Genomic DNA, 19,489 nt, shown 5'->3' with positions numbered 1-19,489 from the left:
GACATGATATGTGGCGGCCTCCTGTTGGAGGCCGTCAGACGCCGAGATAACGATCCTGAATCGCGCCGGTCAATTCGGCCGGCACACCGCTCCAGACAGTGCGGCCCCGCTCAAGCACAAAGCAGCGGTCGGCCACCGGAAGCAGTTCGGACAGGGTCTTGTCGACAACCAGAATGGACTGACCCTGCTGTTTCAATGCGGCGATGGCTTTCCAGATTTCCTGCCGGATAACCGGCGCAAGGCCCTCCGTCGCCTCATCGAGAACGATCAGCTTAGGGTTGGTCATCAGGGCGCGCCCTACGGCAAGCATCTGCTGCTCGCCGCCCGACAGCGTGTTGGCATATTGCCCGGACCGCTCCGCCAGGCGCGGGAAGAGGGCATTGACCTCCTTGATGGTCCAGAATCCCTTTCGCGCCGAAGCCAGCAGATTTTCCGCCACCGTCAGGTTGGGAAAGCAGCGCCGTCCTTCCGGCACCAGTCCCAGCCCGAGCCGGGCAATGCGATAGGGTTTTGCCGACGAGATATCATGGCCGGCGAAACGCACCGTGCCATGGCGCAGCGGCGAGAGCCCGAAGATCGAGCGGATGGTGGTGGTCTTGCCCATGCCGTTGCGGCCCATCAGCGCCACGGCTTCGCCTTCCGCCATCGCAAGATTGACGCCGAAAAGCGCCTGCGACGCGCCGTAGAATGTCTCGACTCCGGCAAGTTCCAGCAGCATCAGACGCTCTCCCCGAGATAGGCTTCACGCACCAGCGGGTTTCGACGGATGTCGTCGACCGTGCCGGTGGCAATGATGCGGCCATAGACCAGCACCGAAATGCGGTCGGCGAGGGCAAAGACGGCATCCATGTCGTGTTCGATCAAGAGGATCGGTGCCTCGTGCCGTAGTGTGTCGAGAAAGGCGGTGAGGCGTTTCGAGCCTTCCGGTCCCATGCCCGCCATCGGCTCATCGAGCAGGAAGGCTTTCGGACCGAGCGCCAGCGCAATGGCAATTTCCAGCTGCCGCCGTTCGCCATGGGAAAGTTCGGCGCTGGGTATATCGGCCCGCTCAAGCAGTCCCACCCGGCCGAGCATGTCGCGCGCGGTGTCCTTGAGCGATGCATCCGCCATGACAGGCTTCCAGAAACGGAAACTCGACCCCTGATTGGCCTGTACGGCCAGCATGACATTGCGCAGTGCCGAAAACTCGGGCGTCAGCGACGAGATCTGGAAGGTGCGGCCGAGCCCCAGTTGCGCGCGGTGTGAGACGCCAAGCGCCGAGACATCCCGGCCCATGAAGTGGATGGAGCCGCTATTGTGCTTCAGCGTTCCGGCGATCTGGTGGATCAGTGTCGATTTACCCGCACCGTTCGGGCCGATCAGCGCGTGGATTTCGCCGGGATGAAGATCAAGACTGACATCGTCGGTGGCCTTCAGCGCGCCGAAGGATTTGCACAGGTTCCGGATGCTGAGAACGGGTTCAGCCATGACGCACCTTCCCGGCCAGAAGCCCGATGAGACCGCCACGCCCGAACAGCACGACAGCAAGCAGAATGAGGCCGAGGAACAGCTGCCAATGCTCTGTCAGCCCGCCGAGGGCAAATTCGAACAACACGAACAGGATGGCGCCGGCGACGGGCCCGAAGAGACGGCCGGTACCGCCCAATATGATCAGCACGATGAGTTCGCCCGACATGCTCCACGACAGCATGGAGGGGCCGACAAAGCGGTTGAGATCGGCAAACAGCGCACCGGCAATCGCGGTGATCATGCCCGACAGGATGAAGGCGACGAGGCGGATGCGCAGCGGCCGGATGCCGATGGACGCCACCCGCACCTCGTTCTGCCGCGTGGCCTGCAGCGCCGCACCGAAACGCGAGTCCCTGAGCCGGGAGAAGGCGAACAGCGCCAGCAGGAGCAGGCAATAGGCGATCAGGAAGAAGCTGAGGGGATTGAGCGTGTTCACCCCGGGAAAGCCGTTGCGCATGGTGATCGACAGGCCGTCCTCGCCGCCATAGGCGGGCCACGAGATGGCGAAGTAGTAGATCATCTGGGCAAAGGCGAGGGTGATCATGATGAAATAGACGCCGGAGGTGCGCAGGCTGATCAGGCCGATCAGCAACGCGGCCAGACCGGCGACGGCAGCACTCACCAGCCAGATCACCGGCATCTGGTTTGTCGCCATGAGCACGACGGGGGCGGTGAGCAGCGGGGTCTGGTTGAAGGCATGGGTGGCAAAGATACCGGCGGCATAGCCGCCGATGCCGAAAAAGGCGGCATGGCCGAAGGAGACAAGGCCGCCAAGGCCAAGGGCGAGGTTCAGCCCCACCGCCGCAAGCGCAAGAATGGCAATGCGGGTGGCAAGGGTCACGTAGAAGGGCTCGCCCATGCCATGGGCGGCAATAGCGCAGGCCGGCACGACCAAGGCCAGGGCGATATTCACAAGGCGTTCGCGATCAGCCATCCCGCCCCTCACGCATTGACCGCAAAGAGGCCCTTCGGCCTCACTGCCAGAATGAAGGCCATGACGATGTAGATGAGCATCGAGGCGATGGCCGCGCCTGCCGTGGCCGCCTGTGACGGCTGCATGAACAGGGCAAAAAGCTGCGGCAGCAGGAACCGGCCCATGGTATCGACCACGCCGACAAGAATGGCGCCGGCCAGCGCGCCCTTGATGGAGCCGATGCCGCCGATGACGATGACGACGAAGGCGAGGATGAGCACCGGTTCGCCCATGCCGACCTGCACCGATTGCAGTGCACCGACAAGCGCGCCGGCGAGGCCAGCCAGCGCAGCGCCAAGGGCAAAGACGATGGTGTTGAGAGAAGCGATGTCGACGCCGAGCGCGCCGATCATTTCCCGGTCGGATTCACCGGCGCGGATGCGCATGCCGAGCCTTGTCTTTGCGATCAGCAGATAAAGCCCGATGGCGACGATGAGACCGGCGCCGATGATGGCAAGCCGGTAAAGCTGGTACTGCCCGCCGCCCGGCAGGCTGATCGCGCCCTGCAGCACCTTCGGGATGTCGAGATAGAGCGGAAAGGAGCCGAACACCCAGCGCGTGCCCTCGGAAAAGATCAGGATGAGAGCGAAGGTGGCAAGAACCTGATCCAGATGATCGCGGTTGTAGAGACGGCGGATCACCGTGACTTCGACGATGGCGCCTGCGGCGGCAGCGGCAATGAGACTTGCCACCAGGCCGAGCCAGAACGAGCCGGTATAGGCGGCAACCGCCGCGCAGGCGAAGGCCCCGACCATGTAGAGCGAACCGTGGGCAAGGTTGATCACGCCCATGACGCCGAAGATCAGCGTCAATCCGGCGGCCATCAGAAACAGCATGACGCCGAACTGCAGGCCGTTGAGGGCTTGTTCGATGAGGAGGGCCGAAGACAAGGTTCAATCCAATCCGATGAGACGATCACAGGTGTAAAGGGCACGCGAATTTTTCGCCCGCGCGCCCGTCTATCGTTCACATCTTGCAGCTGGCCGCGTAGGCATCCTGGTGATCGGTGAAGCTGGTGGCGACGATCTTGTTGGTGAGAACGCCGTCTTCCTTGATCACTTCACGCACATAGATGTCCTGGATCGGGTGGTTGTTGTTGCCGAACTTGAATTTGCCGCGCACGGAATCGAACTTGGCTTCCTTGAGGGCGGCGCGGAACGCATCCTTGTCCTTGACGCTGGCCTTGGCGACGGCCGAAAGGATCAGGTTCGCTGTGTCGTAGCCCTGTGTCGCATAGAGCGACGGCAGGCGCTTGTACTCGGCCTTGAACGCAGCGACATATTTCTTGTTGGCGGTGTTATCGAGATCCTTCGACCAGTGCGACGAGTTCTTCACGCCGATGGCCGCATCGCCGATGGCGCCGAGCACGTCCTGATCGAAGGAGAAGCCGGGACCCATGACCGGCGTGGAAATGCCGGACTGCGAATACTGCTTCATGAAGGCGATGCCCATGCCACCGGGCAGGAAGAAGTAGACGGAATCGGCACCCGAAGCGCGGATCTGCGCGATCTCGGTGGCATAGTCGGTCTGGCCGACCTTGGTGTAGAGCTCGCCTGCCAGCGCACCCTTGTAGAAGCGCTTGAAGCCGGTGAGCGCATCGGTGCCAGCGGGATAGTTCGGCGCAAGAATGAAGGTCTTCTTGTAGTTTGCCGTGTTGGCGTAATTGCCCATGGCCTCATGCAGATTGTCGTTCTGGTAGGCGACGTTGAAATAGTTCGGATTGCAGTTGGCGCCGGCCAGTGCGGAGGGGCCGGCATTGGTCGACAGGTAGAAGGTGCCCTGGCCGACAACACCCGGCACGACCGCCATGGCGAGGTTGGACCAGACGATACCGGTCAGGATGTCGACTTTTTCGCTCTGGACCATCTTGTCGGCGATCTGCACGGCAAGTTCCGGCTTCTGCGCATCGTCCTCGACGATGACCTTGATGTCCTTGTTGCCGGACTCCTTGATGGCGAGAAGGAAGCCGTCGCGTATATCGATGCCAAGGCCTGCACCGCCGCCGGACAATGTCGTGATCATGCCGATCTTCACGGGTTCGGCCATGGCCTGACCGGCAAAAGTCAAACCCGCCATCAATGCCGCTGCTGCTATTCGTTTCATTGCGTCGTTCCCCTTATTTTATGGTTCATCTCAATTCTAAATTGATTCGCGATGCAAGTGCCCGTGCTGACTAACTCTGGGTTGATTTCTCCTGCGCAAAGCTGGTCAAAGCCGGGCACGCATCATACCGCCCGGAAGGGTGGATCTGGCCGCAACGCTCCAGCGTGTTGGTGATCGCCGCGATCCCGAGCGCCTCCAGCATCTCGTGCGGGCCGTGGCGGAAATTCAGGCCGAGTTTCAGCGCGGTATCGATTCCCGCCGTCGTGGCCAGTCCCTGTCCGAAGGCGAAGGCGGCTTCATTGACCAGCATGGCCGCCACGCGCAGGAATATGAGGCCGGGCGTGTCCGTCACCTCGTGCAGTTCAATGCCCAGCGATTTGGCCTGCAGTGCTATGGACTGGATATCGGCATCGCGCAGATCATGCTGGGCGAAGGCGAGGGAAACGGGACCGCGCCAATGGCCGATCTGCCGGTCAAGCACGATGACCGGCTGGCGGCTGTCCGTGGACAGTTCGCGGGCCGTCCGCCCGTCGCTCAGATGCACGGCAACACCGGTGCGTGTTTCCAGTTGCCGCTTCAACTCGTCGACAGTGGATATGGAACTGTCACCGGGCAGCACATTGTCCTGACGCGGATAGGTGAAAAATCCGCTTCCGGTTTTGCGGCCGAGCCTGCCCCCGGCCTTCATATTCTCGAGGAGCGGTGACGGCTTGAAGCGTGGCGACCGGTCGAATCCCTGCCATACGGAGGCTGTTGCGGCGAGGTTGATATCCACGCCGACAAGATCGATCAGCTCGAACGGTCCGAGCGGAAAGCCGCCTGACGATGTGAGGCACATGTCGATGGTTGCGGCATCGGTAACGCGATCTTCCAGAAGTTGCAGCGCTTCGCCGTAGAAGGGCCGGGCACAGCGATTGACGAGAAAGCCGGGGCTGTCGCGCACCTCGACGGGCTGCTTGCCCAAGATATTGACGAGACCGGACAGCCGCTCCGTCACGCCTGCTTCCGTTTGTGGCCCAGCGACGACCTCCACCAGCTTCATCAGCGGGGCGGGGTTGAAGAAGTGCAGCCCGGCAAAGCGCTGGGGATGCCGGATCGTGCGGGCAATGGCTTCGACGGAAAGGGAAGAGGTGTTGGTGGCAAGGAGGCAATCCGTGGCGCAGACCTTCTCCAGTGCCTGAAACAGGTCTGCCTTGGCGTCCAGCGTCTCGATGATCGCTTCGATGACGAGATGCGCCGGCGCCATGTCCTGCAAGGTGTCGGCGATGACGATGTTCCCGGCGCAGGCGTCGCGCTCGCCTTCCGTCGATTTGCCGCGAGCGATGCGCTGGCCGATATCGGCAAGGATCGCAGCCTTCGCCTTGGCGGCCATGCCGTCCTGCGTGTCATAGAGGATTGTCTTTATTCCGGATCGTGCCAGCAGATGCGCGATGCCCCGGCCCATGGTGCCTGCACCGGCAACGCCAACAATGTTGACCGGCTTGCCCACGCTAGCGCCCCCGGAATTCGGGTTGGCGCTTGGCGCGGAAGGCGGCAATGCCCTCGGCCTTGTCGTCAGTCGAGAGCAGCAATTCGAACGACCGGCGCTCCAGCGCCAGGGCATTCTGATCGTCCAGTGCTGTCAGCACCGCCTGCTTGACGAACTGCTGGGCCAGCGGTGCGCCCTTGGCGAGTTTCGCGGCAAGGTCTTCAGCCGTCGCGAGGCTTTCCCCGGCCGGGGTGCCGTGCGACGCAATACCCCAGTCGAACGCATCGGTGCCGCTGATGGTTTCACCGGTCAGCAGCAGCCGCATTGCCCGGGATTTTCCCAGAAGCGCTGTCAGCCGCTGAATGCCGCCCGCACCGGGAATAAGGCCGAGCCGGATTTCCGGCTGCCCGAAGGTGGCATTGCCGGCAGCAACGATCAGGTCGCAGCGCTGCGCCAGTTCAAATCCGCCGCCGAGACAATAGCCCTCTACCGCCGCGATCAGCGGCTTGCGCACCCTGGCGATGGCGTCCCATGCATGCAGGCGCAGATCGTGCACGCCATCGACGGATGTTTTGTCGGCGATTTCGCCGACGTCAGCGCCAGAAGCAAAATTGCCCTCGGCGCCGGTGAGGATGATGGTGCGGATTTCGGGGTCGCGGTCGAAACGCGCGAGGCTCTCGGCCAGCTGCTTGAGCATGCTGGTGTTCAGCGCATTGCGCGCCTCGGGGCGTGTCAATGTCAGGATGGCGTAACCATCCTTCACGTCGGTTTGGATATAGTTTTCCATATCGCATCCCCCCTGCAGTTTGCTCTGCTTGACCAGACTATCCCTATAAATCGGAAATTATTCAAGCTTGAAATTTCATGCTTGAAATTATTTTGATGCGGTGACACGATGAGCAAGGTCAAACGGGAGTGTGCCTGATGAAGATCGCCTGTCTTGGAGGAGGGCCCGCCGGTCTCTATTTCGCGATCAGCATGAAGCTGCGCGATCCCGGCCACGACATCACGGTGATCGAGCGTAACAGGGCCGATGACACCTTCGGCTGGGGCGTGGTGCTGTCAAGCGAAACCCTGTCCAATCTCGCCGCCAACGATCCCGTCAGTGCCGATGCGATCCGCGACCATTTCGCCTATTGGGACGATATTGCCGTTCATTTCAAGCAGACCGAGACGGTGTCGACCGGCCACGGCTTTTGCGGCATCGGGCGCAAGACGCTGCTGATGCTGCTGCAGGAGCGGGCGCGCGAACTCGGCGTCAAGCTGCAGTTTGAAACACCTGTCGAAGACATCGCCGCCCTTGCCAAGAATTACGATCTGGTCGTTGCCGCCGACGGGTTGAATTCCCGCGCCCGCTCGACCTTTGCCGCGCATTTCAAGCCGGAAATCGACACGCGCAAATGCAAGTTCGTCTGGCTTGGCACACACCAGAAATTCGACGATGCCTTCACCTTCATCTTTGAGGAAACCGAGCATGGCTGGGTCTGGGCGCATGCCTACCAGTTCGATGCGGATACGGCGACCTTCATCGTCGAATGCAGCCAGCAGACCTGGGACAAGTTCGGCTTTGGCGCAATGAGCCAGCAGGAGTCGATTGCGGTCTGCGAGCGGATTTTCGCCAAATATCTTGGCGGCCATGCGCTGATGACCAATGCCAACCATATCCGCGGTTCGGCCTGGATCAGTTTTCCGCGCGTGCTGTGCGAAAAGTGGTCCCACGACAATGTGGTCCTGCTGGGCGATGCGGCGGCGACAGCGCATTTCTCCATCGGTTCCGGTACCAAGCTGGCGCTGGAAAGCGCGATTGCGTTGGCTGGCTATCTGCATTCGGAAAAGTCCGTTGCGGACGCCTTTGCCAAATACGAGGACGAGCGGCGGCTGCAGGTGCTGCGGTTGCAATCGGCAGCGCGCAATTCGCTCGAATGGTTCGAGGAGGTCGAGCGCTATTTCGATCTCGATCCGGTCCAATTCAACTATTCGCTTCTGACCCGTTCGCAGCGCATCAGCCATGAAAACCTGCGGCTGCGTGACAGGGCGTGGCTGGGAAGCGCCGAAGCGTGGTTTCAGGAAAAGGCCGGGGCGAAGCGGGGAACGCAGCGCGCGCCGATGTTTGCGCCATTCAGACTGCGTGATCTGACCCTGAAGAACCGCATCGTGGTCTCGCCGATGGCGCAGTACAAGGCCGTCGACGGGACGCCCACCGACTGGCATCTCGTCCATTACGGGGAGCGCGCCAAGGGCGGGGCGGGACTGGTGACCATCGAGATGACCTGCGTCAGTCCGGAAGGGCGGATCACACCCGGCTGCACCGGCATGTATGCGCCGGAGCATGAGGTGGCGTGGAAGCGCATTGTCGATTTCATCCATGCGGAGACCGGTGCCAAGGTCAGCTGCCAGCTTGGGCATTCCGGTGCGAAGGGCTCGACGCGCCTTGGCTGGGAGGGAACGGATGTGCCGCTGCCTGACGGCAACTGGCCGGTTCTGTCCGCCTCCGACCTGCCATGGTCAGCGGACAACCAGACACCTACCGCCATGACCCGGGCCGATATGGACCGGGTGCGTGACCAGTTCGTTGCCTCGGCCGAAATGGCTGACCGGGCCGGGTTCGACATGCTGGAAATCCATGCGGCGCATGGCTATCTCCTGTCGTCGTTCATAACGCCGGTCATGAACAACCGCACCGACGCCTATGGTGGCTCCCTGGAAAACCGCATGCGCTATCCCTTGGAGATTTTCCGTGCGGTGCGTCTCGTCTGGCCGTCGGGAAAACCGATCTCCATGCGCATTTCCGCCAATGACTGGGTGGGCGACAAGGGCATAACCCCGCAGGATGCCGTCGATATCGCACGGATGCTGCAGGAGGCGGGTGTCGATATCTGCGACGTGTCGGCTGGACAGACCTCGATAGACGCCAAGCCGGTGTATGGCCGCATGTTCCAGACGCCGTTCTCCGACCGCATCCGCAACGAGACGGGCATGGCAACCATGGCCGTCGGCAATATCTACGAGCCGGATCACGCCAATTCCATCCTGCTTGCCGGCCGTGCCGATCTGGTGTGCCTTGCACGCCCGCATCTCGCCGATCCCTACTGGACCCTGCATGCGGCCGTGGCGCTGGGTGACAAGGGCGTGGACTGGCCGAAACCCTATTATCCCGGGCGGGATCAGATGTACCGGCTGGCGGAGCGTGCCGAAGTCATTGCTCCCATCGAGGGCGCATAGATGACGCAATCACTCCAGGGCAAGGTCGCATTGGTCACCGGCGGCGGCTCCGGCGTCGGCGCCGCCATCGCGCTTGCCCTGGCGGGCGAGGGGGCAAGGGTGGTGATCGCGGGCCGCCGGATGGATGCCTTGAATGAGATCGCGGCACAGTCGGAACGCATTGTTCCCATCGCTGCCGATGTCACGGATGAGGGTTCCTCCCGCCAGCTGTTCGAACGCATCCGCAGCGAAGCTGGTCCGCTCGACATCGCCATTGCCAATGCCGGGTCGGCTGCCAGCACGCCATTCCAGAAACTTGACCTTGCGACATGGCAAAGCCAGATCGATCTCAACCTGACCGGCGTGTTCCTGACCTTCCAGCAGGGATTGACCGATATGCTGGCGAAAAATGACGGACGGCTGATTGCCATTGCCTCGACGGCGGGGCTGAAGGGCTATCCCTATGTCTCAGCCTATGCCGCGGCGAAACACGGCGTGATCGGGCTGGTGCAGTCGCTGGCGCTGGAACTGGCGAAGACCGGGGTGACAGTCAATGCCGTCTGTCCCGGCTTCACCGAAACGCCGATGCTTGAACGCGCCATCGAAACGATCATGCAGAAGACCGGCAAGAGCCATGCGGACGCCGTTGCAGCGCTTGTTGCATCCAATCCGCAGAAACGCCTGATCCAGCCTGCGGAGATCGCGCAGACGGTGCTCTGGCTGTGCGGCGCGCATTCCGGCTCCGTCACCGGGCAGGCCATATCCATTTCAGGAGGCGAAGTATGAGCAGCAAGACCAGCCCGTCCGCCGCCCGCAAAGCCGGGCCCGAGCAGGTGAAGCAGAGCCTGCGCGTCTGGCTGAAAATGCTCAAGGCGACCAAGCATGTCGAGGCGGTGGTGCGCGAAAACCTGCGGGTCGAGTTCGATACGACCCTGCCGCGTTTTGATGTCATGGCCGCGCTCTACCGGTTCGAGGAGGGGCTGAAAATGAGCGAGCTCTCCTCGGCGCTGCGGGTTTCCAACGGCAATGTCACCGGCATCATCGAGCGGCTCGTGTTGGATGGGGCGGTGTTGCGGGTGCCGGTTGCGGGTGACAAACGCGCCATGCTGGTCCGGCTAACCCAGCGGGGCCGGGATGAGTTCGCCCGGATGGCCGCCGCGCATGAGCTTTGGATCAACGAGATTTTCGGCAGCCTGCCGGTGGATGTGACAGCCGGGCTGCTCGCCACGCTGGACACGATTGAACATGCGCAAGGACTGCACAGCGAGGGGGAACACGATGCGTGAGATGGCAAATTACACGGCGACCCATTTCAAATGGCATGTCACCGACGGCATCGCGGTTATCTCGCTTGATCGGCCGGAGCGCAAGAACCCGCTGACATTCGACAGCTATGCCGAACTGCGCGACTGTTTTCGCGCGCTCGTCTATGCCGACGACATCAAGGCCGTGGTTTTCGGCTCCAATGGCGGCAATTTCTGCTCGGGCGGCGATGTGCACGATATCATCGGCCCGCTTCTGCAGATGGACATGAAGAGCCTGCTGGAATTCACCCGCATGACGGGCGATCTGGTCAAAGCCATCATGCATTGCGGCAAGACGGTTATAGCCGCCGTGGACGGCGTGTGCGTGGGTGCAGGCGCGATCATCGCCATGGCGTCCGATCTGCGTCTGGCGACACCGGCCGCCAAAACCGCCTTCCTGTTCACGCGTGTCGGACTTGCCGGCTGCGATATGGGCGCATGTGCCATCCTGCCAAGGATCATCGGCCAGGGCCGGGCGGCCGAACTGCTCTATACCGGGCGCAGCATGTCCGCCGAAGAGGGCGAGCGCTGGGGCTTCTACAACCGCATTGTCGATGCGGAAACGCTGGACGCTGAGGCACTGAAACTGGCAAGACGCCTCGCCGAAGGCCCGACATTCGGCCATATGATGACCAAGACCATGCTGAACCAGGAATGGTCCATGTCTATCGATCAGGCCATCGAGGCGGAGGCGCAGGCGCAGGCCCTGTGCATGCAGACGCAGGATTTCCAGCGGGCCTATGATGCCTTCGTTGCGCATCAGACCCCAGTGTTCAAGGGCGACTGAGATGATGGACCGCAGCTTCCTGTCATGGCCTTTCTTCGACGATGTGCATCGCCGGCTCGCCGATGCGGTGGAGCAGTGGGCCACGGACAACACCGGCCATATCGATCATGAAAAGGTCGATGACGCCTGCCGCGAACTGGTTGCCAGGCTTGGAGCGGCCGGCCTTCTCAAACACACGGCAATTGATCCGGCAGCCGGTGGCAAGCTTGACGTGCGCAGCCTTTGCATCATCCGCGAGACGCTGGCGCGGCACGATGGTCTGGCGGATTTCGCCTTTGCCATGCAGGGGCTCGGCACCGGCGCACTCTCCCTGTTCGGGACCGATGCGCAGAAGCGGGAATGGCTGACGCGGACGCGGGCGGGCAAGGCGCTCTCGGCCTTCGCCCTCAGTGAACCGCAGTCGGGATCCGACGTTGCCAATCTTGAACTGTCAGCCGTGCGCGATGGCGACGGATTTGTCCTCAACGGCGAAAAGACCTGGATTTCCAATGGCGGTATTGCCGACGTCTATACGGTGTTTGCCCGCACCGGCGAGGGGGAGGGTGCCAAGGGAATCTCGGCATTCGTCGTACCTGCAGATACGCCGGGCCTGATCATTGCCGAACGTCTTGAAGTGATCGCGCCGCATCCGCTGGCGCGGCTGGTCTTCGATAATTGCCGGATACCGGCATCCGCGCTGATCGGTTCACCGGGGCAGGGCTTCCGCATTGCCATGTCGGTGCTTGACGTCTTCCGCTCGACGGTGGCGGCAGCCGCGCTGGGCTTTGCCCGCCGGGCGCTGGAGGAAGCGGTCAAGCGCGCCAATGGCCGCCAACTCTTCGGCGCGCCGATGTCCGAGCTGCAGATGGTGCAGGGGCATATTGCCGACATGGCGCTCGACATCGATGCAGCGGCGCTGCTGGTCTACCGGGCGGCGTGGCTGAAGGACAGCGGTGCCGAGCGGGTCAGCCGGGAAGCCGCAATGGCCAAACTCTATGCCACCGACCGCGCGCAGAGCGTGATCGACAAGGCGGTTCAGATTCACGGCGGCGACGGCGTGCGCAAAGGCAGTGTCGTCGAGCGCCTCTACCGGGAAATCAGGGCATTGCGCATCTATGAAGGTGCGTCGGACGTACAAAAAATAATCATCGCAAGGCATGAACTTGCAAGGGGATAAAGAGAATGTTGGGACCATCGGCGCATACGGATCACTTTACCCGGGATAATCTTCCTCCGCTTGAGGAATGGCCGGAATTGCTGATGGAAAATTTCCAGTATCCGGAATGGCTGAATGCCGCCGTGGAACTGACCGACGCGATGGTGGCCAAGGGGTTCGGTGACAATACGGCGCTGATCGGCAATGGCCGCCGCCGCACCTACAAGGAACTGACCGACTGGACCAACCGCATCGCCCATGCGCTGGTGGAGAACTACGGCGTCGAGCCGGGCAACCGCATCCTCATCCGCTCCGCCAACAATCCGGCCATGGTCGCCTGCTGGCTGGCGGCAACCAAGGTGGGTGCCGTCGTCGTCAATACCATGCCGATGCTGCGGGCCGGCGAACTCACCCAGATCGTCGACAAGGCGCAGATATCCCTGGCGCTGTGCGATACGCGGCTGCTCGAAGACATGGAAACCTGTGCCAAAACGAGCAGGTTCCTGAAGCGCGTTGTCGGCTTTGACGGCACGGCCAATCACGAGGCGGAACTGGACCGGATCGCGCTCGACAAATCCGTGCGTTTTGAGGCGGTGAAGACCGGCCGCGACGATGTTGCGCTGCTCGGCTTCACATCGGGCACCACGGGCGAGCCGAAGGCGACGATGCACTTTCATCGGGATCTTCTCATCATCGCCGACGGCTATGCGAAGGAAGTGCTTGATGTGCGGCCCGACGATGTATTCGTGGGCTCGCCGCCGCTTGCCTTCACCTTCGGTCTTGGCGGGCTGGCGATCTTCCCCCTGCGGTTCGGCGCGGCGGCAACCCTGCTGGAACAGGCGACACCGCCGAAAATGATCGACATCATCGAGACCTACAAGGCAACGATCAGCTTTACCGCACCGACCGCCTACCGGGTCATGTTGCAGGCGATGAACGAGGGGGCGGATCTTTCCTCGCTGCGCATCGCGGTTTCGGCGGGCGAGACGCTGCCGGCGCCGATCTATGAAGCCTGGATGCAGAAGACCGGCAAGCCGCTGCTCGACGGTATCGGCGCCACGGAAATGCTGCACATCTTCATCAGCAACCGGCTGGAGGATTCCGGGCCGGGCAAGACGGGCAAGCCCGTCAGCGGCTACCAGGCCATTATAGTCGACGAGGCGATGCGCGAAGTGCCGCGCGGCGAGATCGGCAGGCTGGCGGTGCGCGGGCCGATCGGCTGCCGCTATCTCGCCGACAAGCGCCAGAAGAATTATGTGCGCGACGGCTGGAACCTGACCGGCGATTCCTTCTTTCAGGACGCGGATGGCTATTTCCATTTTGCCGCGCGCTCCGACGACATGATCATCTCCGCCGGTTACAACATTGCCGGTCCCGAGGTGGAAGCGGCACTGCTCGCCCATCCCGATGTCAGCGAATGCGCCGTCATCGGCGCCCCCGATGCGGAGCGCGGCCAGATCGTGCAGGCGCATGTGGTGCTGCAGGCGGGTGTTGCGGCCAGTGAGGAAACGGTCAAGCGCTTGCAGGACCATGTCAAACAGGTCATAGCGCCGTACAAATATCCGCGTTCGATCAAATTCCTCGATGCGCTGCCCAAGACGGCGACCGGGAAAATACAGCGCTTTCAATTGCGCAAGGCATATCAGCAATAACCCATTTAATAATCAGGCAGGAAACTCGAATGGCAGAGATCATACACCCGCAGGGCTGGCCGGCGGCAAAGGGATACTCCAACGGCATGGCAGCCGAGGGGAAGGTCATTTTTGTCGGCGGCCAGATCGGCTGGACCAAGGACCAGACATTCGAGACCGATGATTTCGTCGAGCAGGCCGAGCAGGCGATGCACAACATTGTCGACATCCTGGCAAGTGCGGGTGCCGAGACAACCGATCTCGTGCGGCTGACCTGGTTCATCACCGACAAGAAGGTCTATGTCGCCGAACAGAAACGGCTGGGCGAAGCCTATCGCCGCGTTTTCGGCCGGCACTATCCGGCGATGACCCTGGTACAGGTCGTGGCCCTCCTGGAAGATCGCGCTTTGGTTGAAATCGAGGCGACAGCCGTCATTCCTGCCCGCTGATTGCACGGGCAGGAGCGCACTGGCTAGGCGGCTTTGCTGGCCGCCAGAAACGCCAGCTTGGCCGGAATGGCCAGCAGTTTGGAGCACTCGACCCGCTCCGGCGTGTAGTGGTGCTCGACATCGAGGCAATTGACCGTGCCGAGCAGCTCGCCCGCAATCACCACGGGAATGTTGATGACCGAGCCGCAGCCGAGCGCCCAGATCGTTTCATGGTCGGAAAACACCGTCGCGATATCGGCGATGGTGTTGGCAACGAAGGACTGCCTGTCTTTATGCACGGTGTCGAACCAACGGTCGTAATGGATCGGCTTGGTGCCGGACACCGGATAGCTTTCGGCGTCGGATGTGTATTCACGGCGGGCGAGCTCGTTCTTCATGTCGACGGTCATGATGGTGAACAGCTTGGCGCCGATGATCTTTTGCGACAGCGTCTGCAATGCCTGCCACGGCGCTTCGGCATGGGTGCCCACGGCAATGGCGGCGTCAAATTCGGCCAAAGCCGTTGTTACTTCATCCTGTGTCATTTTCATTTCCTTGGGGTCATTGTTCAACCGGCATGCGCGACGCTGATATCCATCAGTTCACGCGAATAGGTTTCCTGGAGCGCACCGCGCTTGAGGTCGGCCACAGCGGCGATCTCGACAATCCGCCCATGGCGCATCACGGCCAGACGGTCGCAGAGGAAGGACACGACGGGCAGGTTGTGGGTCACCATGAGGAAGGTGAGGTTCTGTTCGCGGCGCAGGCGCTTCAGCAGATTGAGAATCTCGGCCTGCACCGAGACATCGAGCGCCGAAGTCGGCTCGTCCAAAAGCAGGAGCTTGGGTTCAAGCATCAGGGCGCGGGCGATGGCGACGCGCTGGCGCTGACCGCCGGACAATTGATGGGGATAGCGGAAACGGAACTTGCGGTCGAGCCCGACCGCAACCAGCATATCCTCGACCCGGCCGTTCTGATTGCCGATGCCATGGATGGCCAGCGGTTCGCTCAGGATGGCATCGATGGTTTTACGCGGATGCAGCGAACCGTAGGGGTCCTGGAACACCATCTGGCAATGCCGGGCGAAATGCTGGTCGATACCATGCGTGCGCGCCTGGCCGAAAGCGGTGATCGATCCGGTCCATTGCGGTGCGAGACCGGCAACCGCTTTCAGCACCGTCGATTTGCCGGAGCCGCTTTCGCCGACCAGCGCAAAGCTTTCACCCTCCGCGATATCGAGGGTGATGCCGTGGGTGATCTGGGTCTCGCCATAGGAGATGTCGAGCTGTTTCAGGGAAAGCGCGGTCATTTGGCCACCCATGCGCTGCGGTCGAGAACAGGCAGCTCCTCACGCGTTTCATCGAGCCGCGGAATGGCGGCAATCAGTCCCCGCGTATAGGGATGCACGGCGTTGCGCAATTCGCCCGCCTGGCATTCCTCGACGATCTCGCCGGTGTTCATCACCAGTATGCGGTCGCAATAGCTGGAGACGAGGTTGAGGTCATGGCTGATGAAGATCAGGCCCATGCCTTTGCGTTTGACCTGCTCGTCGATGATATCGAGAACCTGTGCCTGCACCGAAACGTCGAGCGCCGAGGTCGGCTCGTCGGCAATCAGGAGATCGGGCTCGGGGATGAGCATCATGGCGATCATCACCCGCTGGCCCATGCCGCCGGATATCTCGTGCGGATAAAGGCTGGCGACCCGTTCGGGATCATCGATGCGCACCGCTTCGAGCATGGTGAGTACACGCTGACGGGTTTCCCGGCGGGGCAGGCGCTGGTGGGTTTGCAGGGCTTCGGCAATCTGCTCGCCCACGGTCATGACGGGGTTGAGCGAGAATTTGGGGTCCTGCATCACCATGGAAATGCGGGCGCCGCGAATGCCGCGCATTGCCCTCTCTGACTGTTGCAGCAGGTCGATACCATCGAAGCGGAACCTGTCAGCACGGATCGTTCCCGGCGCGCGGATGAGTTTGAGGATGGCGCGCCCGGTCATCGATTTGCCCGAGCCGCTTTCGCCGACAATGCCCAGCCGTTCGCGGCCAAGCGTGAAGGAGACACCGCGCACCACGTCGATCATGCCCTTGTGCGTGGGGAAGGAGACCCGCAGGTTTTCAATCTCAAGCAGGGGCTTACTCACCGCTGTTCTCCGCTCTTGGGATCGAGGACATCGCGCAGGCCGTCGCCGAGAAAGCAGAAGCCGAGGCTGACAATGATGATGGCAAAGCCCGGCATGGTGGCGACCCACCACTGGTCGAGAATGAACGAGCGGCCGCGCGCAATCATGGCTCCCCATTCGGGCAGCGGAGGCTGCGCTCCGAGGCCGATGAAGCCGAGACCGGCGGCGGTCAGGATGATGCCGGCCATGTCGAGCGTGACACGCACGATCATCGAGGAGGTGCACAGCGGCAGGACATGGCCGAGAATGACGCGCAGCGACGATGCGCCCTGCAGGCGGATGGCGGCAATGAACTCCGCATTCTTGAAGGTGAGTGTCTCCGCCCGGGCGATGCGGGCGTAGCCAGGCCATGAGGTGATGGCGATGGCGATGATGGCGTTCTCGATGCCGGGCCCCAATGCCGCGACGAGGGCGAGCGCCAGGATGAGTTTCGGCATGGACAGGAAAATATCGGTGACACCCATGAGGACGCGGTCAATCCATCCACCGAAATATCCTGATATGGCGCCGATGATCAGGCCGGCAGGCGCTGCCAGCACCGCGACCAGCACGACGATCACAAGGGTGATGCGCGCGCCGTAGACGACGCGGGACCAGATGTCCCGCCCCAGCTCATCGGTGCCCATCCAGTTGCTGCTGCCGGGCGGCAGCAGGCGCTGCGCCAGATCCTGCTTCAGCGGATCATGGGTTGCGATCAGCGGCGCGAAGATCGCCGTGAGGATCAGCACCAGAATGATGATCGCGCCGACGGCTGCCAGCGGATTGCGCGACAGGGCGCCACATATCCGGTAGAGGCGGCCGAGCCGGGCCTGCAGGCGGGAGGCGGGGCTGTCGTCGATCAGCCAGCTGTGGACGTTTGCCATCAGGAGCTCCTAACGCGCACGGGGATCGAGGACGCGGTAGAGCACGTCGGAAATCTTGTTAATGCCGATGAACACCGCGCCGATCACCAGCGTGGCACCGAGAACGGCGGACATGTCGGCATTGAGCAGCGCCACGGTGAGATAATTGCCGATGCCCGGCCAGGAGAAGATCGTCTCGATCATCACCGAGCCCTCCAGCAAGCCCGCATAGGAAAGGCCGATCACGGTGATCAGGGGAACCAGAATGGGCCGGAAGGCATGGCGCCAGATGACCAGCCGCTCCGAAACGCCCTTGACGCGCGCGGTCGTCACATATTCCTGCGACAACTGGTCGAGCATGAAGGAGCGCGTCATGCGCGCGATATAGGCAAGGCTGAAGAAGCCGAGCACCGAGGCGGGCAGTGCGAGGTGCCAGAGCGCATTGACAAAAATCTCGGTTTCACCGGCAAGCAGGCTGTCGATCAGCACGATGCCGGTGACGGGATCGACGAGGCCATCATAGAAGATGTCGAGGCGGCCGGGTCCGGCGACCCATTTCAACCGTGCATAGAAGACGGCAAGGCCGACAAGGCCGAGCCAGAAGGCAGGCACGGCATAGCCCAAAAGCCCGATCACCCGGATGACCTGATCAACGAGGCTGCCCCGGCGGCTCGCCGCATAGACACCCATGGGAACGCCGAGCAGGACGCCGATGATGATGCCGAGCGTTGCCATTTCGAGCGTTGCCGGAAAGACGCGCTTCAGGTCATCGAGAACGAGTTTGCCCGTCGACACGGATGTGCCGAGGTCGCCCGACAGGACTGAGCCAACATAGCGGATGAACTGGATGGGAGCGGGCTGGTCCAGGCCCATCTGTAGCCGTGCCGCCTCGTAGACAGCACGCGGCGCCCGGTCGCCCACGACGGCCAGAACCGGGTCAATGGGAACAACGCGGCCGATAAAGAAGGTGATTGCCAGAAGTCCGAGAAAGGTGATGAGCACCGATACGATGAACCCGGCCAGCCCAAGCAGCAGGCGGGCGCCACGGCTCCTGTGCAAGCCCGGCCGTCTGACCGGCTTGGCGGCAATATCTGCCACTGTTTCGGATTCGAATGCCAAACCCAGAGCCTTCCCCATTTTGGGCCATTGGGTTGGCCCATGTGTGTCGATTGTTCCCGTTGATCCCGGTCTGAAAGTCGCAGGTGTGATGACACTTTCCCTGACCTCGCCGAAGATTCTGCTTGGACCATACAAAAATTTTTGCTTAGATCAAAGAAATTTTACTGGGATTGGAATCGCCCATGACGTCCGAACTTCGCAACGCTGCGCCACAGCCCAAGGTCGGGGCCATGATCCGGGCACGCCGGCGGCAACTGCAGCTGACATTGCAGGAAATCTGCGACGCTGCAGGTATTTCTGTCGGCTATCTCAGCCAGGTCGAGCGCGATCATGCCACACCGTCGCTGGGAACGCTTGCACAGATTGCGCGCAGTCTCGACGTCGGAGTGGATTATTTCATTGCCACGCCCACGGCGGAAGATGCGCTGACCCGTCAGGGCGAGCGGCAGAAGTTTTCGGTCGACGGTTCCTCCATTGTCTACGAGCAGATCGCTGCGGATTTTGCCGGGAACGTCCTCTCGTCCGTCATCATGCACATACCGGCGGGTTATCGTTCCGAAACGGTCAGCCACGAAGGCGAAGAAATCCTCTACGTGCTGGAGGGTGCCATCACCCACAGGCTCGATGACGAGGAAGTGGTGATCTCGGCGGGGGACAGCCTGCATTTTCGCGGCAACCGGCCCCATGCCTGGTGGAATGACACCGGCAAGACGGCGCGGGTTCTGTGGACGGGGACATTGCCCGTGTTCCGGCCCCGGCTCTAAAACCTTCAACAAAAAACCCAACAACAAGAACAATCCAGAGGAGA

At 61.9% G+C, this 19,489-nt stretch carries 20 protein-coding genes; 8 read left to right on the top strand and 12 right to left on the bottom strand.

What is annotated here, in order from left to right:
- Window positions 1-34 precede the first annotated feature (34 nt).
- The 7 genes from ACP7B1_RS14725 to ACP7B1_RS14695 all read right to left on the bottom strand — a co-directional run bounded on the left by ACP7B1_RS14725 (window position 35) and on the right by ACP7B1_RS14695 (window position 6,840).
- A complete protein-coding gene (locus ACP7B1_RS14725) occupies window positions 35-721 on the bottom strand; it encodes an ABC transporter ATP-binding protein (protein WP_346305754.1) in 687 nt (228 codons plus the stop codon).
- On the bottom strand, window positions 718-1,467 hold the full coding sequence (locus tag ACP7B1_RS14720) for an ABC transporter ATP-binding protein (RefSeq protein ID WP_346305741.1): 750 nt from the start codon (window positions 1,465-1,467) through the stop codon (window positions 718-720). The genes ACP7B1_RS14725 and ACP7B1_RS14720 overlap by 4 nt, the downstream gene beginning before the upstream one ends.
- Window positions 1,460-2,443: a branched-chain amino acid ABC transporter permease gene (locus ACP7B1_RS14715; protein WP_346305740.1), complete on the bottom strand. Its 984-nt coding sequence runs from the start codon at window positions 2,441-2,443 to the stop codon at window positions 1,460-1,462. The genes ACP7B1_RS14720 and ACP7B1_RS14715 overlap by 8 nt, the downstream gene beginning before the upstream one ends.
- A gap of 8 nt (window positions 2,444-2,451) precedes the next feature.
- Window positions 2,452-3,372 (bottom strand): branched-chain amino acid ABC transporter permease, encoded by a 921-nt coding sequence (locus ACP7B1_RS14710; RefSeq protein ID WP_346305739.1) that lies wholly within the window; start codon window positions 3,370-3,372, stop codon window positions 2,452-2,454.
- A 76-nt stretch (window positions 3,373-3,448) separates the two neighbouring features.
- Window positions 3,449-4,585 (bottom strand): ABC transporter substrate-binding protein, encoded by a 1,137-nt coding sequence (locus ACP7B1_RS14705; protein ID WP_346305738.1) that lies wholly within the window; start codon window positions 4,583-4,585, stop codon window positions 3,449-3,451.
- 70 nt (window positions 4,586-4,655) lie between these two features.
- Complete coding sequence (locus ACP7B1_RS14700; RefSeq protein ID WP_346305737.1) at window positions 4,656-6,074, bottom strand: 3-hydroxyacyl-CoA dehydrogenase NAD-binding domain-containing protein; 1,419 nt, start codon at window positions 6,072-6,074, stop codon at window positions 4,656-4,658.
- A 1-nt stretch (window position 6,075) separates the two neighbouring features.
- On the bottom strand, window positions 6,076-6,840 hold the full coding sequence (locus ACP7B1_RS14695) for an enoyl-CoA hydratase-related protein (RefSeq protein WP_346305736.1): 765 nt from the start codon (window positions 6,838-6,840) through the stop codon (window positions 6,076-6,078).
- Between the two features lie 137 nt (window positions 6,841-6,977).
- On the opposite strand from ACP7B1_RS14695, the gene ACP7B1_RS14690 reads away from it, so the two are divergent.
- Genes ACP7B1_RS14690 through ACP7B1_RS14660 form a run of 7 tightly spaced genes read left to right on the top strand, consistent with a single transcriptional unit; the run spans window position 6,978 to window position 14,560 of the window.
- A complete protein-coding gene (locus ACP7B1_RS14690; RefSeq protein ID WP_346305735.1) occupies window positions 6,978-9,275 on the top strand; it encodes a bifunctional salicylyl-CoA 5-hydroxylase/oxidoreductase in 2,298 nt (765 codons plus the stop codon).
- Entirely contained in the window at window positions 9,276-10,040 is a 765-nt protein-coding gene (locus tag ACP7B1_RS14685) for an SDR family NAD(P)-dependent oxidoreductase (protein ID WP_346305734.1), read from the top strand.
- Complete coding sequence (locus ACP7B1_RS14680; RefSeq protein WP_346305733.1) at window positions 10,037-10,540, top strand: MarR family winged helix-turn-helix transcriptional regulator; 504 nt, start codon at window positions 10,037-10,039, stop codon at window positions 10,538-10,540. The genes ACP7B1_RS14685 and ACP7B1_RS14680 overlap by 4 nt, the downstream gene beginning before the upstream one ends.
- The gene (locus ACP7B1_RS14675) at window positions 10,533-11,345 is read left to right on the top strand and encodes an enoyl-CoA hydratase family protein (RefSeq protein WP_346305732.1); all 813 of its coding nucleotides are present in this window, start codon (window positions 10,533-10,535) and stop codon (window positions 11,343-11,345) included. Before ACP7B1_RS14680 ends, ACP7B1_RS14675 begins: the two co-directional genes overlap by 8 nt.
- Before the next feature lies 1 nt (window position 11,346).
- Complete coding sequence (locus ACP7B1_RS14670) at window positions 11,347-12,501, top strand: acyl-CoA dehydrogenase family protein (RefSeq protein WP_346305731.1); 1,155 nt, start codon at window positions 11,347-11,349, stop codon at window positions 12,499-12,501.
- A gap of 5 nt (window positions 12,502-12,506) precedes the next feature.
- A complete protein-coding gene (locus ACP7B1_RS14665; RefSeq protein ID WP_346305730.1) occupies window positions 12,507-14,132 on the top strand; it encodes an AMP-binding protein in 1,626 nt (541 codons plus the stop codon).
- A 29-nt stretch (window positions 14,133-14,161) separates the two neighbouring features.
- Window positions 14,162-14,560, top strand: coding sequence for a RidA family protein (locus tag ACP7B1_RS14660; protein WP_346305729.1), 399 nt, complete (start codon window positions 14,162-14,164; stop codon window positions 14,558-14,560).
- A 23-nt stretch (window positions 14,561-14,583) separates the two neighbouring features.
- On the opposite strand, the gene ACP7B1_RS14655 is transcribed toward ACP7B1_RS14660, so the two are convergent.
- The 5 genes from ACP7B1_RS14655 to ACP7B1_RS14635 are packed head-to-tail and all read right to left on the bottom strand — an operon-like array spanning window position 14,584 to window position 18,681.
- The gene (locus ACP7B1_RS14655) at window positions 14,584-15,084 is read right to left on the bottom strand and encodes a GAF domain-containing protein (protein WP_346305728.1); all 501 of its coding nucleotides are present in this window, start codon (window positions 15,082-15,084) and stop codon (window positions 14,584-14,586) included.
- 23 nt (window positions 15,085-15,107) lie between these two features.
- Window positions 15,108-15,848, bottom strand: a complete 741-nt coding sequence (locus ACP7B1_RS14650) for an ABC transporter ATP-binding protein (RefSeq protein WP_346305727.1) — start codon at window positions 15,846-15,848, stop codon at window positions 15,108-15,110.
- Window positions 15,845-16,681: an ABC transporter ATP-binding protein gene (locus ACP7B1_RS14645; RefSeq protein WP_346305726.1), complete on the bottom strand. Its 837-nt coding sequence runs from the start codon at window positions 16,679-16,681 to the stop codon at window positions 15,845-15,847. Before ACP7B1_RS14645 ends, ACP7B1_RS14650 begins: the two co-directional genes overlap by 4 nt.
- Window positions 16,678-17,583, bottom strand: coding sequence for an ABC transporter permease (locus ACP7B1_RS14640; RefSeq protein WP_346305725.1), 906 nt, complete (start codon window positions 17,581-17,583; stop codon window positions 16,678-16,680). The genes ACP7B1_RS14645 and ACP7B1_RS14640 overlap by 4 nt, the downstream gene beginning before the upstream one ends.
- Window positions 17,584-17,592: 9 nt before the next feature.
- Complete coding sequence (locus ACP7B1_RS14635) at window positions 17,593-18,681, bottom strand: ABC transporter permease (RefSeq protein ID WP_426137054.1); 1,089 nt, start codon at window positions 18,679-18,681, stop codon at window positions 17,593-17,595.
- A 182-nt stretch (window positions 18,682-18,863) separates the two neighbouring features.
- On the opposite strand from ACP7B1_RS14635, the gene ACP7B1_RS14630 reads away from it, so the two are divergent.
- Window positions 18,864-19,445 carry a helix-turn-helix domain-containing protein gene (locus ACP7B1_RS14630; protein WP_346305724.1) on the top strand — a complete coding sequence of 194 codons (582 nt, stop codon included), beginning with the start codon at window positions 18,864-18,866 and terminating at the stop codon, window positions 19,443-19,445.
- Window positions 19,446-19,489 lie beyond the last annotated feature (44 nt).

Source organism: Phyllobacterium sp. SL163 (assembly GCF_049896885.1).
Taxonomy (GTDB): Bacteria; Pseudomonadota; Alphaproteobacteria; order Rhizobiales; family Rhizobiaceae; genus Phyllobacterium; species Phyllobacterium calauticae.
The sequence above is the reverse complement of the archived record's forward strand: the minus strand, read 5'-3'. Positions and strand labels throughout refer to the sequence as shown.

Excerpts from the sequence above, each read along its gene's own strand:
- ACP7B1_RS14650 (WP_346305727.1), bottom strand. The coding sequence starts at position 15,848 with ATGACCGCGCTTTCCCTGAAACAGCTCGACATCTCCTATGGCGAGACC.
- ACP7B1_RS14655 (WP_346305728.1), bottom strand. The coding sequence starts at position 15,084 with ATGACACAGGATGAAGTAACAACGGCTTTGGCCGAATTTGACGCCGCC.
- ACP7B1_RS14690 (WP_346305735.1), top strand. The coding sequence starts at position 6,978 with ATGAAGATCGCCTGTCTTGGAGGAGGGCCCGCCGGTCTCTATTTCGCG.
- ACP7B1_RS14670 (WP_346305731.1), top strand. The coding sequence starts at position 11,347 with ATGATGGACCGCAGCTTCCTGTCATGGCCTTTCTTCGACGATGTGCAT.
- ACP7B1_RS14630 (WP_346305724.1), top strand. The coding sequence starts at position 18,864 with ATGACGTCCGAACTTCGCAACGCTGCGCCACAGCCCAAGGTCGGGGCC.
- ACP7B1_RS14660 (WP_346305729.1), top strand. The coding sequence starts at position 14,162 with ATGGCAGAGATCATACACCCGCAGGGCTGGCCGGCGGCAAAGGGATAC.
- ACP7B1_RS14685 (WP_346305734.1), top strand. The coding sequence starts at position 9,276 with ATGACGCAATCACTCCAGGGCAAGGTCGCATTGGTCACCGGCGGCGGC.
- ACP7B1_RS14720 (WP_346305741.1), bottom strand. The coding sequence starts at position 1,467 with ATGGCTGAACCCGTTCTCAGCATCCGGAACCTGTGCAAATCCTTCGGC.
- ACP7B1_RS14640 (WP_346305725.1), bottom strand. The coding sequence starts at position 17,583 with ATGGCAAACGTCCACAGCTGGCTGATCGACGACAGCCCCGCCTCCCGC.
- ACP7B1_RS14675 (WP_346305732.1), top strand. The coding sequence starts at position 10,533 with ATGCGTGAGATGGCAAATTACACGGCGACCCATTTCAAATGGCATGTC.
- ACP7B1_RS14705 (WP_346305738.1), bottom strand. The coding sequence starts at position 4,585 with ATGAAACGAATAGCAGCAGCGGCATTGATGGCGGGTTTGACTTTTGCC.
- ACP7B1_RS14695 (WP_346305736.1), bottom strand. The coding sequence starts at position 6,840 with ATGGAAAACTATATCCAAACCGACGTGAAGGATGGTTACGCCATCCTG.
- ACP7B1_RS14715 (WP_346305740.1), bottom strand. The coding sequence starts at position 2,443 with ATGGCTGATCGCGAACGCCTTGTGAATATCGCCCTGGCCTTGGTCGTG.
- ACP7B1_RS14680 (WP_346305733.1), top strand. The coding sequence starts at position 10,037 with ATGAGCAGCAAGACCAGCCCGTCCGCCGCCCGCAAAGCCGGGCCCGAG.
- ACP7B1_RS14665 (WP_346305730.1), top strand. The coding sequence starts at position 12,507 with ATGTTGGGACCATCGGCGCATACGGATCACTTTACCCGGGATAATCTT.